General features: G+C 69.7%; 17 protein-coding genes. 5 read left to right on the top strand and 12 right to left on the bottom strand.

What is annotated here, in order from left to right:
- Positions 1–61 precede the first annotated feature (61 nt).
- The 3 genes from ACZ7OU_RS01805 to ACZ7OU_RS01795 are packed head-to-tail and all read right to left on the bottom strand — an operon-like array spanning position 62 to position 2,744.
- Positions 62–256, bottom strand: coding sequence for a ferredoxin (locus ACZ7OU_RS01805; RefSeq protein WP_155549027.1), 195 nt, complete (start codon positions 254–256; stop codon positions 62–64).
- A 44-nt stretch (positions 257–300) separates the two neighbouring features.
- On the bottom strand, positions 301–1,506 hold the full coding sequence (locus tag ACZ7OU_RS01800) for a cytochrome P450 (RefSeq protein ID WP_470253947.1): 1,206 nt from the start codon (positions 1,504–1,506) through the stop codon (positions 301–303).
- Between the two features lie 14 nt (positions 1,507–1,520).
- Positions 1,521–2,744: a cytochrome P450 gene (locus ACZ7OU_RS01795; RefSeq protein WP_470239363.1), complete on the bottom strand. Its 1,224-nt coding sequence runs from the start codon at positions 2,742–2,744 to the stop codon at positions 1,521–1,523.
- A gap of 179 nt (positions 2,745–2,923) precedes the next feature.
- On the opposite strand from ACZ7OU_RS01795, the gene ACZ7OU_RS01790 reads away from it, so the two are divergent.
- Both ACZ7OU_RS01790 and ACZ7OU_RS01785 read left to right on the top strand, forming a co-directional pair.
- Positions 2,924–3,574, top strand: a complete 651-nt coding sequence (locus ACZ7OU_RS01790) for a TetR/AcrR family transcriptional regulator (RefSeq protein ID WP_470239362.1) — start codon at positions 2,924–2,926, stop codon at positions 3,572–3,574.
- 86 nt (positions 3,575–3,660) lie between these two features.
- Positions 3,661–4,503: a GH12 family glycosyl hydrolase domain-containing protein gene (locus ACZ7OU_RS01785; protein ID WP_470253946.1), complete on the top strand. Its 843-nt coding sequence runs from the start codon at positions 3,661–3,663 to the stop codon at positions 4,501–4,503.
- Here the strand turns inward: ACZ7OU_RS01785 and ACZ7OU_RS01780 are convergent.
- From ACZ7OU_RS01780 to ACZ7OU_RS01745, 8 genes are all read right to left on the bottom strand, one after another.
- A complete protein-coding gene (locus ACZ7OU_RS01780; RefSeq protein WP_470253945.1) occupies positions 4,500–5,063 on the bottom strand; it encodes a hypothetical protein in 564 nt (187 codons plus the stop codon). The genes ACZ7OU_RS01785 and ACZ7OU_RS01780 overlap by 4 nt on opposite strands.
- Positions 5,060–5,806, bottom strand: coding sequence for a hypothetical protein (locus ACZ7OU_RS01775; protein WP_470253944.1), 747 nt, complete (start codon positions 5,804–5,806; stop codon positions 5,060–5,062). The genes ACZ7OU_RS01780 and ACZ7OU_RS01775 overlap by 4 nt, the downstream gene beginning before the upstream one ends.
- Before the next feature lie 22 nt (positions 5,807–5,828).
- Positions 5,829–6,143: a hypothetical protein gene (locus ACZ7OU_RS01770; protein WP_470253943.1), complete on the bottom strand. Its 315-nt coding sequence runs from the start codon at positions 6,141–6,143 to the stop codon at positions 5,829–5,831.
- Entirely contained in the window at positions 6,136–6,855 is a 720-nt protein-coding gene (locus tag ACZ7OU_RS01765; RefSeq protein WP_470253942.1) for a hypothetical protein, read from the bottom strand. The genes ACZ7OU_RS01770 and ACZ7OU_RS01765 overlap by 8 nt, the downstream gene beginning before the upstream one ends.
- Before the next feature lie 134 nt (positions 6,856–6,989).
- Positions 6,990–7,856, bottom strand: a complete 867-nt coding sequence (locus ACZ7OU_RS01760) for an aldehyde dehydrogenase family protein (RefSeq protein ID WP_470239356.1) — start codon at positions 7,854–7,856, stop codon at positions 6,990–6,992.
- Positions 7,849–9,282 carry an aldehyde dehydrogenase family protein gene (locus ACZ7OU_RS01755; protein WP_470253941.1) on the bottom strand — a complete coding sequence of 478 codons (1,434 nt, stop codon included), beginning with the start codon at positions 9,280–9,282 and terminating at the stop codon, positions 7,849–7,851. Before ACZ7OU_RS01755 ends, ACZ7OU_RS01760 begins: the two co-directional genes overlap by 8 nt.
- The gene (gene deoC, locus ACZ7OU_RS01750) at positions 9,282–10,256 is read right to left on the bottom strand and encodes a deoxyribose-phosphate aldolase (protein WP_470239354.1); all 975 of its coding nucleotides are present in this window, start codon (positions 10,254–10,256) and stop codon (positions 9,282–9,284) included. Before deoC ends, ACZ7OU_RS01755 begins: the two co-directional genes overlap by 1 nt.
- A gap of 84 nt (positions 10,257–10,340) precedes the next feature.
- On the bottom strand, positions 10,341–10,955 hold the full coding sequence (locus ACZ7OU_RS01745) for a DUF1707 SHOCT-like domain-containing protein (protein WP_470240748.1): 615 nt from the start codon (positions 10,953–10,955) through the stop codon (positions 10,341–10,343).
- Between the two features lie 85 nt (positions 10,956–11,040).
- On the opposite strand from ACZ7OU_RS01745, the gene ACZ7OU_RS01740 reads away from it, so the two are divergent.
- Genes ACZ7OU_RS01740 through ACZ7OU_RS01730 form a run of 3 tightly spaced genes read left to right on the top strand, consistent with a single transcriptional unit; the run spans position 11,041 to position 13,050 of the window.
- Positions 11,041–11,463: a protein-tyrosine phosphatase family protein gene (locus ACZ7OU_RS01740; protein ID WP_470253940.1), complete on the top strand. Its 423-nt coding sequence runs from the start codon at positions 11,041–11,043 to the stop codon at positions 11,461–11,463.
- A 5-nt stretch (positions 11,464–11,468) separates the two neighbouring features.
- Positions 11,469–12,092 (top strand): uracil phosphoribosyltransferase, encoded by a 624-nt coding sequence (gene upp / locus ACZ7OU_RS01735; RefSeq protein ID WP_470253939.1) that lies wholly within the window; start codon positions 11,469–11,471, stop codon positions 12,090–12,092.
- A 28-nt stretch (positions 12,093–12,120) separates the two neighbouring features.
- Positions 12,121–13,050: a pentapeptide repeat-containing protein gene (locus ACZ7OU_RS01730; protein WP_470253938.1), complete on the top strand. Its 930-nt coding sequence runs from the start codon at positions 12,121–12,123 to the stop codon at positions 13,048–13,050.
- Here the strand turns inward: ACZ7OU_RS01730 and ACZ7OU_RS01725 are convergent.
- Positions 13,032–14,417 (bottom strand): hypothetical protein, encoded by a 1,386-nt coding sequence (locus tag ACZ7OU_RS01725; protein ID WP_470253937.1) that lies wholly within the window; start codon positions 14,415–14,417, stop codon positions 13,032–13,034. The genes ACZ7OU_RS01730 and ACZ7OU_RS01725 overlap by 19 nt on opposite strands.
- Positions 14,418–14,449: the final 32 nt, after the last annotated feature.

Here is a 14,449-nt window from a genome sequence, read left to right as displayed (position 1 = left end):
AAGAAACAGGCCACGGCCACCTCGCGGGAAACCCCTTGCCCGCGAGGTGGCCGTTCCCCCGCTACTCCTGCAGCGAGAGGGCCTGGCTGGGGCAGACGTGCACCGCTTCGCGGGCCTTCTCGACCAGCTCGCCCTCGGGCTGCTCGTTCAGGACGATGACCGTGCCGTCGTCCTCACTCTGGTCGAACAGCTCGGGCTCGGTCAGCACGCACTGCCCGGCGCCGACGCACTTGCCGGTGTCCGCGATGATCTTCATGGTTCTTCTTTCTGCCTGTGGTGGGAAACGCAGCTCTTCGATCTCTACCAGGTCACCGGCAGCCGGTACAGGCCGTAGATGTTCGCGTCGTCCTTGAACGGCAGGTCGTCCACGTCGGCGCCCAGCGCCAGCGTCGGGATGCGCCGGAAGAGAGTGTCGAACACGATCTGCAGCTCCATCCGGGCCAGGTTCTGGCCGAGGCACTGGTGCGGGCCGAAGCCGAACGCGACGTGGTGGCGCGCGCCGCGTTCGATGTCCAGCTCGTCGGCGTTCTCGAACGCCCGCGGGTCGCGGTTCGCCGCGTAGCCCAGCGCCAGTACGCCTTCCCCGGCGCGGATCAGCTGCCCGCCGACCTCGATGTCCTCGACGCACAGGCGCGCCGTGGCCGCGTCGACGATCGTCCAGTAGCGCAGCATCTCCTCGACGGCGTCGAGCGTCTTGCCGGGATCGGCCTTGATCGCCGCGAGCTGCTCCGGGTTGCGCAGGAACGCCACCGTGGACAGCGAGATCATGTTCGCCGTCGTCTCGTGCCCGGCCACCAGCAGCAGGAAGCCCGTCGCGGCCAGCGAAGCACGCCGGTAGGTGCCGTCTTCGCGGAGCTTGACGATCTGCCGGCCGAGCAGGTCGTCCGGCGGGTTGTCCTCCTTCTGCGCGATGAGGTCTTCCATGTAGCCGCGGATGGTGTCGAACGCCGCCCGCCGCTCTTCGGGCGGGGTCGCGCGCTTGATCAGCTTCGCCGTGTGGGTCTGGAAGAAGTCGTGCTGGTCGTAGGGCACGCCGAGCATCTCGCAGATCACCAGCGACGGCACCGGCAGCGACAGCGCCTCGACCAGGTCACCGGGCTTCGGCCCGGCCAGCAGCGCGTCGATCTGGCCGTCGACGATCTCCTGGATCCGCGGCCGCAGCGCCTCCATCCGGCGCACGGTGAACTCGCCGAGCACGGCCTTGCGGGCCGGCCCGTGCTCGGGCGCGTCCATGGTGATCATGGTGCGCTCGTCGCCCTGGCGCCGGAACCCGCCCTTGACCAGCTGCGGGAAGTCCGGGTGCTGCCGGTCGGCGCTGAACCGGCGGTCGTTCAGGACCGTCCGGACGTCCTCGAGCCGTGTGACCACCCAGGCCTGGCCGCCGTCGGGCAGCCGGACCCGCGAGACGGCGTCCTCCTCGCGGATCTCCTCGTACGCCGGCGGCGGCGAGAACGGGCACGTGCGGGTCATCGGGAACTGGTGGACCGGCTCCTCGACTGTCGTCATGGTTTCCCCCTCTTTCACCAGGTGACGGGCAGGCAGTACAGACCGAAGATCGACGAGTCGTGCTTGAACGGGAGCTGGTCGACGGGTGCGGCCAGCTTGAGCTCCGGGAGACGGCGGAAGAGCGTGTCGAAGACGATCTGCAGCTCCATCCGGGCCAGGTTCTGGCCGAGGCACTGGTGCGGGCCGAAGCCGAACGCGACGTGGTGGCGCGCGCCGCGCTCGAGGTCCAGCTCGTCCGGGTTGTCGAACGCCTCCGGGTCGCGGTTGCCGGAGTAGCTCAGGCCGAGCACGCCCTCGCCCTCGCGGATCAGCTGGCCGCCGATCTCGAGGTCCTCGGTGGCGACGCGCGAGGTCGCGAACTCCGCGATCGTGAAGTACCGGAGCAGCTCCTCGACGGCGTCGAGCGTCTTGCCGGGGTCGTTCTTGATGAGCTCGAGCTGGTCCGGGTTCTCCAGCAGCGCGACGGTGCCGAGGGAGATCATGTTCGCCGTCGTCTCGTGCCCGGCGATGAGCAGCAGGAACGCCAGGGAGACGAGCGAGTCGTGGTCGGCTTCGCCGTGCTCCTCGCGCTGCTTGGCGACCTGGCGGCTGAGCAGGTCGTCGGCCGGGTCGGTCTCCTTGGTGGTGACCAGCTGGTCGAGGTAGGCCTGCAGCTCGTCGACGGCCTTGATCCGGTCGTCCTGGTCGACGTCCCGGTTGAGCAGCGTCGAGCTGCGGACCTGGAAGAACTCGTGGTCGGCGTACGGGACGCCGAGCAGCTCGCAGATGACCAGCGACGGCACCGGCAGCGACAGCGCGGTGACCAGGTCGGCGGGCTTCGGGCCGGCCAGGATCGCGTCGATGTGCTCGTCGACGATCTGCTGGATGCGCGGCTGGAGCGCCTTCATCCGCTTGACCGTGAACTCGCCCACGACCTCGCGCCGGGCCGCACCGTGCTGCGGCGGGTCCATGTTGATCAACGAAGCGGTGAAGTTGGTCCGCCGGATCGGCCGGCCCTGCTTGGTCAGGAACGGGAAGCCGGGGTTGAACCGGTCGGAGCTGAACCGCGGGTCGGTGAGCATCTGCCGGACGTCCTCGAGCCGGGTGATCGCCCACGCCTCCTGGCCGGACTGCAGCTCGACGCGCTGGACCGGCCCCGATTCGCGCAGCTTCTCGTACGCCGGCGGCGGAGCGAACGGGCAGCTGCGCACCATCGGGAAGACTTCGTCCTTCGTGGTGGGATCAGCGACTTCGGTCATATCGGGCCCCCTAAAACGGACTAACAGTATGCGGAGGATTACATTCCGGTTCTGTTCCCCAAGGTACCGAAGCGGAAGGAAGTCGTCCACTAGCTAACGGGTGACTCACTTGAGTCCGAGTGCGTGGCCGCTTGACCATGCGAGAATCACCCCGCGCGATCCAGCGAGAGGCGAACGGCATGACGGCAGACCCCGAGACCACCCTGCGGGCGGACGCGCGGCGCAACCGCGACCAGATCCTGGCCGCCGCGAAAGCCATCTTCGCCGTCTCCGGTCCCGAAGTGCCGATGGAGGAGATCGCCCGCGCGGCCGGCGTCGGCGTCGGCACGCTGTACCGCCGGTTCCCGGACCGGGACGCGCTGGTCCGGGCGGTCGCGATGGACAACTTCGAGCGGGTGCTGATCGACGCGCGTGCGATCGCCGCCGAGGAGACGTCGTCGTGGCGCGCGCTGGAGCGGCTGCTGCGGCAGTCGGTCGAGCTGCAGCTGAGCATCCAGCTGGCGATGGTGTCCCACCGGGCGCTGGTGATCCTGAAGGGCGACCCGGAGGTCCGGCGCCTGCGTGACGAGATCCTGGCGGTGGTGGACGACTTCGTCCGCGGCGCCCAGGCCGAGGGTGTGCTCCGCCCGGACGTCGGCGCGGGCGACATCGCGATCCTGTTCGCGACGCTGCTGCGCCAGATGCGGGCGAAGTCCTCGGACGTGGCGGAGATGGCGGCGCGCCGCTGCGTCGGCATCATGATCGACGGCCTCAGCGCGCACCCGCGCACGGAGCTCCCCGGCCGGCCCATCACGGCGCACGATCTGGACCCCGCCGACGATCACAGCTGATTCTTTGGTTTTCGTGTTAGTGTTCCGCCTCGTTCTGCCGAATTCGGGTTGCGGGCGGGAAAATGCGACGAAGAATGCTGGCCGTGGTGTTGACGATTCCCTTCCTGGTGGTCACCGGCTGCGGTGACGGCCCGGTCGGCGGCGCCGCGGCGCCCGCCCCGGTGGCCGCCACGACGACGCCGCCGGGCACGTCTGTCGTCTCGGTGCCACCGACGCCGTCTTCGTCGTCTTCTCCTTCGGTGGCACCAACTCCGACGCCACCGTCGACGACGCCGGTGCGGGGCTGCCGCAGTCCGGAGTTCACGACGTCGGAGGCCGACGGCGGCTGGTCGGACGGCGGCTACTACGTCCACAACAACATGTGGAACCAGGACGAAGCGGGCCCGGAAACCCTGCGCGCGTGCGCGTACGACAACTGGTACGTCGATTCCACCCAGTCCGACTCGACGTCGGTGAAAACCTATCCGAATGTGCACAAGGACATCAACGAACAAAAAGGGAAACCGTTCAACGACTATTCGGTGATCCGGACGACGTTCGCCGGCCGCGGCCCGGGCGTGGGCATCTACGACGTGGCGTACGACCTGTGGCTGAACGGAGTGGGCGACGGCGCCGGCGTCAGCGAGCTGATGGTGTGGACGGAGAACCGGAAGCAGCAGCCATCGGGCGACAAGCTGGCGACGTACACGGCGGGCGGAGCGACGTACGACGTCTGGGCGGACGACGACGGGTACGTGGCGTTCGTTTCCCGGGCGACGCAGTACTCGGGGAGCCTGGACCTGAAGGCGATGATCGCGTGGGCGATCGGCAAGGGCCTGATCCCGCCGAACCCGACGGTGAACCAGATCGGCTACGGGATCGAGTTCTGCTCGACCGGTGGGGGCAAGGCGAGGTTCACGCTGACGGACTTCTCGGTGACGATGAGCTAGCGGGCGTACCGCTGGATGGTGCGCTGGGAAGGACGGAACAGCGGCCACCCGACCACGAGATCGGCCAGTGTCAGGCCGACGGCGAGCACGGGCAGCAGGAGGAACAGCGCGATCGGCGGCGTCACCGGGTGCACGTTGGACGCGTGGGGGCCGCCGGTCCAGGTGATGTTCGCGGTGTAGCTCGTCAAGAAGAACAGCGCGGAGAGGATCGAGCCCACGGCACCGGCGACCAGGACGACTGCCCCGGTCGCCGCCGGGCGGGCGTCGAACAGGAAGCCCGTCCCGCCGGGGTGGCGGCCGAGCGAGACCCAGCCGCGGGCCATGGTCATGGTCACCCCCGAGACCGCCAGGAACAGCCCGAGGAATATGCCGGCGCTGGTGGTGAGCATGGTCATCGGGCCGGTCGCGGTGGGGAGCACCGGACCGATCACCGGCATGCCGACCCCGACCAGGAGCGCGGCGGCCAAGGTGACTGCCCCGAGCGCGGAGCCGAGGCGGCGGATCCGGTGGGCCAGCTTCGGCGGGATCCAGATGCTGAGCGACGGTGCGGGCTCGATCATCCGGCAGTCCGCCAATCGCCCGGGTGCGACATGGCGCCGGTGTCGGTCTGCTGCCAGCCCTCGCCGAGGTCGTCGGCTTTGTCGTGGATCGCGACCAGCTCGTTTTGGATGGTGTCCACCGTCGTGTCGATCACGTTGATGATCGCGAACACCGCGGTGATGCCGGCCACGATCTCCGCGCTGAGGATGCCGAGCGCGGCAGGCAGTCCGACGACGGTCGCCGCACTGACGATGGCGGCCGCAGTCGCCCCGACGAGGCCCCAGATGATCGAGTTGTAGGTCAGCCAGAACGTCTCGACGGCATCGGCGAGATTGGTGAGCGAGTCCCGCATCTGCCGGCCGAGGTCCTTGGCGGCATCGATCTTCTTGAGCTGTTCGGAAAGGGCGATCTTGTAGGTCTCGGCCGCGGGGCCGCTCCAGTGCACGGCGGTTTTCAAGGACGCCGGATCCAGGGTGCCGGCGGCTGTGCCGAGCCGCTGCGTGAACTTGTCACCCCACTCGGCCGCGTAGGCCCGCAGCTTGTCGGGGTCGCCTTTGTCCCGCTCGAACTTCTCGTTGGCCTTCTCGAATTCGGCGATCTTGTCGCCGATGAAGGCGAGACCCTCCCGGATCGGCTTGACCAGGTCGGCCAGCGCGTCCGGGATCCACTCCAGCGTATCCCGGACCCGCCGGAGCAGGTCTTCCACGAGCTGCCTGAACTTGTCGTACCCCGCGAGCGCTTGGTCGATCACGTCGTTGGACATCGGTCCGGTTCCCCTCGTGTCCTCAGCGTTCGCCGGTCTGACGCAGTTTCCGCTGATGTTCTTCTTCGGAGACCCGGTACATCGCGGCCCCGCGGTGGAGGCTGTCCGCTATCCGGTGGAAGTTCAGGGCACCCCGCCGAAGGGAGTCTTCGAGCTTGGCGAGAGTCAGCCCGTACTGGTGGTCGAAACCCCGGCCGGCCGCGTAGCTCATGACATCGGCGGGTGTCAGGCCGAGCGGTGCGACCACTGCCCCTGCCTCGCCGAGACCGACGGCCGCTTCGTCCCAGGCGGCCGCGTCCGACTGCAGAGCTTCCAAGGCCACTTCGATGTCACTCATGGTCCTTCAGCTCTCCCTTCGACGCCGGCGAACCGTGGACCCGGACGAGGCGGATCAACCGGCCGGGATCGTGGACCAGGCTCAGGAGCTCAGCCGTGGCCTTTCCCACCTGGCGATCCGTGCCGTCCGGAACCGAATCGCGGCGGAGCGATACGAGGACCTCGGTCAGTTCGGCTTCGACCTCGGCGTTCCTCGCGATGGACGCCCATGTCGCGTCGATGTCCAGACCGACGTAGCGCCCGCCCTGGGCGGTCCCCGAGACGTGCCCGCCGGAGCTCGCCGCGGCGACCGGACGATCGGCGGCGGCCAGGCGAGCCGAGATCTCATCGACTTCGGCCATGACGGCATCGCCGAGCCGGAGAACGTCCGGCGCGGTGAGCGGAGTGTCCTCCGTACCCGTGTGGGGCGGCGATGGAGGATTCCGCTGGGTGTCCTGGGTCTGCCTCACCAGGGCCTGGATGGTCGCCGCGTTGGCCGCGGCCAACGCGCTCGAGTGCAGGCCGCGCGGGTCGACTTTGCTCTTCCAGCCCGCGGCGAGCTCGACCTTCCGGACCTCGCCCTCGGGACTGACGGTCACCGTCACCACCGCGTCCGGGTCCTGTCCGGTGGGGTCCGTCGGCTCCGGCTCGTCGTCCCGGACCGGTGCCGGGGTCTCGTCGTCGTCCCAGAGATCGGTCTCCGCCTCGAACGCCCACTCTTCGTCGTCCGGCATCTGCACCCTCCCCGATGCGTCACGCTCCGTACCTGGCTGGGACTGTACCGGTGAATAAGGCGAGCGTCAGCCGAAGCGCGCGAAAGCGACGGAGGCCACCGCTCGAACCCGGGCAGTGGCCTCCGCTCGTGACCTCAGACGCCCAGCGGGTGCCAGACCGTCTTGGCCTCCAGGTACCGCCGCAGCCGGGCCAGGTCGGGTGCCGACGTCCAGTCCGGCTCCGCCTCCGGGACCGTCAGTACCCGCTTCACCGTGTTCGCCGCTTCGCGCGCCAACTCGACGCGGTCTTCCGGGGCCGCTCCCGTCGGGTCCAGTGCGTTCACGTCGCCGTGCGACGCCAGCCATGAGCCCAGCTCGGATGCCCGTCCCGTCAGGATGTTCGCCACTCCGCCCGGGACGTCCGACGTCGCCAGGACTTCCGACAGCGTGATCGCCGGCAACGGCCTCTCCGCGCTCGAGACCACCACCGCCGTCGAGCCCGTTGCCAGGACCGGGGCCAGCACGCTGACCAGGCCCAGCAGGGACGACTGCTGCGGCGCCAGCACGCCGACCACTCCGGACGGCTCCGGGACCGTGAACGAGAAGTACGGGCCCGAGACCGGGTTCGCCGATCCCAGGACCGACGCGATCTTGTCCGTCCAGCCCGCGTACCAGACCCAGCGGTCGATCGCCGCGTCCACAATGGACTCGGCCTTCTTCGGTGCCAGGCCTTCGGACGCCGACACCTCCGCGATGAACTGGTCGCGACGGCCTTCCAGCACCTCGGCCACCCGGTAGAGCACCTGGCCGCGGTTGTACGCCGTCGCCGCGGACCAGCCCGGGAACGCCTTGCGGGCCGCCACCACCGCGTCGCGGACGTCCTTGCGGGATGCGTGCGCCGCGTTCGCCAGGAACTTGCCCTTGCTGTCCGTCACCGGGTACACCCGGCCGGACTCCGAGCGCGGGAACTTGCCGCCCACGTACAGCTTGTACGTCTTCGCGACGGAGATTCGGTCAGACATTCAGGTATGCCTCCAGCCCGGTGCGGCCGCCTTCGCGCCCGAAGCCGGATTCCTGGTAGCCGCCGAACGGGGCGGCGGGGTCGAAGCGGTTGAAGGTGTTGGCCCAGACCACGCCGGCGCGCAGCTGGTTCGCCATCCACAGGATCCGGGAGCCCTTTTCGGTCCAGATGCCGGCCGACAGCCCGTACGGCGTGTTGTTCGCCTTCGCCACGGCCTCGTCCGGCGTGCGGAACGTCAGCACCGACAGCACCGGGCCGAAGATCTCCTCGCGCGCGATCCGCATCGACTGGTGGACGTTCGCGAACACCGTCGGGGCGAAGAAGAACCCGCGGTCCGGCACCGGGCACGGGCTGGTCCAGCGCTGCGCGCCCTCGGCGTCACCCGCTTCGACCAGGCCCTGGATCTTCGCCAGCTGCTCGGCCGAGTTGATCGCGCCGACGTCGGTGTTCTTGTCCAGCGGGTCGCCGACGCGCAGCGTCGAGACGCGGCGGCGGAGCTTCTCCAGCACCTCCTCGGCGACGGACTCCTGCACCAGCAGCCGTGAGCCCGCGCAGCAGACGTGGCCCTGGTTGAAGAAGATGCCGTTGACGATGCCTTCGATGGCCTGGTCGAGCGGCGCGTCCTCGAAGACGATGTTCGCCGCCTTGCCGCCCAGCTCCAGCGTCAGCTTCTTCGGCGTGCCCGCGACCTGGCGCTGGATCGCCTTGCCGACCTCGGTGGAGCCGGTGAAGGCGATCTTGTCGATGTCGCCGTGCTCCACAATGGACGCACCGATGTCGCCCGCGCCCGGCAGGATGTTCACCACGCCCGGCGGCAGTTCGGCCTGCTGGCAGATCTCGGCGAACACCAGCGCGGTCAACGGCGTCGTCTCGGCCGGCTTCAGGACCACGGTGTTGCCGGTGGCCAGCGCCGGCGCGATCTTCCAGGCCAGCATCAGCAGCGGGAAGTTCCACGGGATGATCTGGCCCGCGACACCCAGCGGCTTCGGGTCGGGGCCGTACCCCGCGTAGTTGAGCTTGTCCGCCCAGCCCGCGTGGTAGAAGAAGTGTGCCGCGGCCGTCGGGATGTCGGAGTCGCGCGACTCCTTGATCGGCTTGCCGTTGTCGAGGCTCTCCAGCACCGCCAGCTCGCGCGAACGCTCCTGGATCAGGCGCGCGATGCGGAACAGGTACTTCGCGCGCTCGGTGCCCGGCATCTTGGACCAGACGTTGTTGTACGCCTTGCGCGCGGCCTTGACCGCGGTGTCCACATCGGACTTCGACGCGGTGCCGACCTCGGCCAGCACCTCTTCGGTCGCCGGGTTGATCGTCTTGAGCGGCTCACCCGAGCCGTCGACGAATTCGCCGTTGATGAAGGGCTTGTAGTGGTCCTTGAGGTTCGCGATGGCGCGCGACTCGGGCGCCGGTGCGTACTCGAAAACGGGCATCAGTCCACCGTCACGTAGTCGGGGCCGCTGTAGTGGCCGTCCACCTGGGTGCGGCGCTGCAGCAGCAGGTCGTTGAGCAGGCTGGACGCGCCGAAGCGGAACAGGTCCGGGGTCAGCCACTGCTCGCCGGCGACCTCGTGCACCGCGACCAGGTACTTGATCGCGTCCTTCGTCGTCCGGATGCCGCCCGCTGGCTTGACGCCGCGCAGTTCGCCGGTCTGCGCGTGCCAGTCGTGGACGGCCTGCAGCATGATGTGGGTGACCGGCAGCGTCGCGGCGGGGGAGACCTTGCCGGTCGACGTCTTGATGAAGTCACCGCCGGCCAGCAGCGCCAGCCACGACGCGCGCCGCACGTTGTCGTAGGTCGCCAGCTCGCCGGTCTCGAGGATGACCTTCAGGTGGGCGTCGCCGCACGCGGCCTTGATGGCCTGGATCTCCTCGAAGACGTCCAGGTAGCGGCCCTCGAGGAAGGCGCCGCGGTCGATCACCATGTCGACTTCGTGCGCGCCGGCGTCGACGGCGATCTTGGTGTCGGCCAGCTTGATCTCGCGGCTGGTGCGGCCCGCGGGGAAGCCGGTCGCGACGCTCGCGACGTGCACCCCGCTGCCCTTGAGCGCTTCGACGGCGGTGGCGACCATGTCCGGGTACACGCAGACGGCGGCGACGCGCGGGGTGTCCTGGCGCTCGGGATCGGGACGGACGGCCTTCGCGGCGAGCGCCCGGACCTTGCCGTGGGTGTCGGCGCCCTCCAGCGTGGTCAGGTCGACCATGGAGATGGCGGTGTCGATGGCCCACCGCTTGGCGTCCTTCTTGATGCTGCGCGTGCCGAGGCCCGCCGCGCGCTGCTCGACGCCGACCTGGTCGACACCGGGCAGCCCGAGCAGGAAGCGGCGCAGGCTCGCGTCATCGCGAGTCGCGTCCACCAGCGGTGCCGGGGTGGCCGGCGCCGCTGACGTGCTGGTCGTGGCTGTCATGCGCCTGAGTCTAGGCGGCGGCCCCGGCGGCGCGAGCCCCCATTGGATGTGACGCTGAGTGCGTGACGCGTCACAACGCCGAGGTCAGGCCCCTTCGATCTGCGGCGGTTCCGACCGCTTGGCCGGCTTCCGGTAGATGACGACCCCGCCCCAGAAGCCCAGCCCGTTGATCTTCACCGTCGGAGCCGTCGGTGGGGCCGGGGGTGCTCCCGACTTGTCCTCCAGCACGAACCCGCCCATGAAGCCGATGCCCGTCACGTCCACGTTGATGTCGTCCGGGACCGTGATCGTGATGCCGCCCATGATCGCGACCGCTGTGATCGTGCAGTGGCGGTCCGCGAAACGGGCCTGGCGCAGGTCGATCTCCGTGCCGCCCCAGAACGCGAAGCTCGTGTGCTGCGGGGGCAGGACCCAGCTGCCCTTGCGGACCGCGCCGGACATGACGCCGATCGACACCGGGCTGCCCGGGTGGCCGCCGATGCGCTGGTCGGGGAAGCCGAGCGCCCGCGTCGGCGCCGCTTCGAGCGCGGCGGAGGAAGCCGGCAGGTCCGCCGTCACCGGTTTGAGCTCGCCGATCGTCTTCGCCGCGTAGATCGTCGAAAGCCGCTCTTCCAGCTCGTTCACGGTGATCCGCCCTTCCGAGAGGGCGTTGTGCAGCACCTGGGCGACGCGCTCGCGGTCCGCGTCGGAAGCCCTCATCTGATCGGGCGTCAGTTCGCTCACCCGGCGGAGCTTAGCGGCGAAAACCACCCTGCGTGTCCATCTTTCAGAGGACACTGGGCTGATGGTCGAGTTTCCTGACGGCGTCGAGGTCACCGGGCGAGGACTGGGCCGCCCGCGCCCCGACGGACCCGAGCCGGACTTCGGGCTCTACCTGGGGACGAGCCGGCTGCGGCGCAAGCACGGCGGGGGTATCGCCTGGCCGCACGAATGGATCACCTGGCCGGACTTCCTGCTGCCTACCCATCCCGAAGACGCCCGCGCAAAGATCAAGGCGCTCCACGAACGGGCCAAGGTCGACACCGTCGAAGTCGCCTGTTACGGCGGTGCCGGGCGGACCGGCACGGTGATGTCCTGCCTGGCGATCCTCTCCGGCGTCCCGGCCGAAGACGCCGTCGCCTGGGTCCGGGAGCACTACCACGAACGGGCCGTCGAAACGCCCTGGCAGCGCGGCTGGGTGAAGAGCTTCGCGAAACGGCTAGATTGACCGGCATGGATGTGCACGTCGTCGATCACCCCCTCGCGAAGGCCCGGCTCTCCACGATGCGTGACGCGCGCACCGACAGCGCCGCGTTCCGGGCCGCGCTGCACGAGCTGACCGTCATGCTGGTCTACGAAGCCACGCGCGACGTGCCGGTCAAGACCGAGCGGATCCACACACCGGTCGCGCGCACCGAGGGCTACAAGCTGGCCAAGCCGCCGCTGCTCGTCCCGGTGCTGCGCGCCGGACTGGGCATGGCCGACCAGGCGCACAAGCTGATCCCGGACGCGCAGATGGGCTTCGTCGGCCTCGCGCGCGACGAGGAGACGCTGAAGCCGACGCCGTACCTCGAATCGCTGCCGGAGTCGCTCGCCGACCGGCCGGTCATGGTGCTCGACCCGATGCTCGCCACCGGCGGCTCGATGGAGTACACGATCCGGCTGCTCACCGGCCGCGGCGCCGACGACGTCACGGCCATCTGCGCGCTGGCCGCGCCGGAAGGCCTGGCGCACCTGGAAAAGACCGGCCTGCCGGTCCGCGTCGTCACCGCGAGCATCGACGAGCGCCTCAACGACTCGGGCTTCATCGTCCCGGGCCTCGGCGACGCCGGTGACCGCCAGTACGGCGCCGTCTAAGGCGTTGCCCCTCCTCAAGTGGCGGTGGGTGGCCGTGACCGCCGGCGTGGTCGCGGTCGTCACGGCCGGGCTGCTCTGGCTGCTGCTGGGCTGGTCCGGGTCGCCGGACGCGCCGGTGCGTATCGACGCCGTCAAGACGGCGTTCGGCATCGGCGCGGGCGCGGGTGGCGTCTTCGCGCTGTGGCTGGCGACCCGCCGCCAGCGCACGATGGAGCTGCAGCTCACCGAGACGACCCGCGTGGCGGCCGTGACCGAACGCGACCTCGAGGAGCGACGGGTCACCGAGCTGTACACGAAGGCCGTCGAGCAGCTCGGCAGCGACAAGGCGCCGGTGCGGCTCGGCGGGCTCTACGCGCTGGAACGGCTCGGGCAGGACAACCCGAAGCAGCGCCAGACGATCGTGAACGTGCTGTGCGCGTACCTGCGGATGCCGTACAAGGCCCCGAAAATGGGCCTGCGCGGCCGGACCGGCGCCGAGCTCAGCCAGCGTTCGGAGCTCGACGACGACGAGCTCCTGGTCCGCCTGGCCGCGCAGGACCTGCTCAAGACGCACCTGAGCCACGACGCGCCGGGCTACTGGCCGGGGATGTCGCTCGACCTGCAGCGGGCCGTCCTGATCGACTTCCGGCTGAGCGGCTGCACCCTGGAGGCCGCGGACTTCAGCCGGGCCACGTTCGTCGGCGCGGTCCACATCCGCGGCACGACCTTCACCCGCCGGGTCGGGTTCTACGGCACGGAGTTCACCGACATCGCGAACTTCGACCGGACGGTCTTCGAGGAGGGCGCGTTCTTCTCGTGGGCGCACTTCGCCCGGGACGTCCGCTTCACCCGGATCCGTTCGGGTGGCTTGTTCCAGTGCTCCCACACGAACTTCGAAGGGGGAGTGGACTTCGAGGGCGGCGAACACCAGGAGCTCGACCTGACGGACGCGCTGTTCCCTCAGGACGGCACCAAGTAGAGCTCCTGCCGCCCGAGCGTCGGCGCGTCGAGCGTCCAGTGTGCGAGCGCGTCCGGCGGCGGGCTCGGCAACCGGCGCAACACCAGGTCGGGACGCCGCGGGCGGACGTCGAAGTCGAAGAACGCGTAGTCCACCCGCAGCGCCGCGCGGATCCACCGGTCACCGGCGCCGCGGGCGTCGATGGCCGCGGGCAGCAGGCCGCGGTCGGCGAAGACGTCGACGATCGCGCACTCGCACGTGTAGGCCAGCACACCGATCTCGCCGGCGCTGCCGATCACCCGGCCACCGGCGAGACCGCGCAGGTCGCGGCCGATTTCGGTGTACTTCGCGGTCGAGGCGTAGTTCGAAGTGAGCGGCGCGAACTCCCGGGGCAGCGCCACGCACGTGACGACACTGGCCGCGATCAACGCGAGCACACCGCCGACCGCGATCCGCCCGGAAACCCGGGCGCACAGGAAGATCGTCGCCGCCGTGATCCCCGGGCCGTAGTACCAGTGGTACGGCGGAACGTTCAGCAAGACGTACATCCCGTGGTAGAGCGCACCTCCCAGCGCCAGCAGCGAGAACGGCCGAAGCCGCCGGACGGCGAAGGGCAGCACCGCGAGCGGCAGGAACGACAGCACGGTCGTCCAGGGAGCGGTCCGGAGGTAGAACAGCGGCCCGTTGGCGAAGTTCCAGTCGCCCCAGGCCCGTTGCGCGCCTTGCAGCGTCTTGATCACGAAGGTGTCCGGCACGGCCGCGCCGAGCACGACCCAGCTGAAGAGGAACCACGGCAGCGCGACGGCCAGCGCGCCGAGCAGGGCCCGGCCGGACCGCAGCGAGAAGCCCAGGACGATCGCGAAGATCAGCAGGTCCAGCCGCACGAGCGCGAGTGCGCCCGCCGAGACCCCGAACGCGAGCGGCCGCCGTTCGACGGCGAAGACCGTGAGCCACCCGAGCACCGCCGAACCCAACGCGACCTCGAGCCCGATCGACGAGAGCAGCAGCGGGTTCACCGTCAGCGCCGCGAACGTCAGCGCCGGGAACCAGCGCGGCAACGCCGTGCCGAGCCGGCGCAGGGCCAGCACGAGCGCGACCTGGCACAGCACGTACAGCACGCCGGCGGCGAAGACGGCGTCACGCACGACGAACGTCAAGGCGGCCAGGGCGAGGACGTTCGCCGGTGACGTCGCCGAGTTCGACGTCGCGTCGGCCAGCAGCCCCCAGTGTCCGTGGAAGGCGAGGTTGCGCGCGCAGGCGAGCGTGATGAACGTGTCGTCGATGAGGTGCGGCCGGGCCAGCAGGAACACCGCCGCCGACACGCACGCGACCGCCGCGGGCAGCCGCCAAGGCCGGGTCTGGTTGTCCGTGGTCCGGACCTGCTCCATGATCACGACCGGAAGTGGCCGACCGGTTCGCG

This window comes from Amycolatopsis sp. NPDC114505, assembly GCF_055633615.1.
This window is presented reverse-complemented; position numbering and strand designations above follow the sequence as displayed.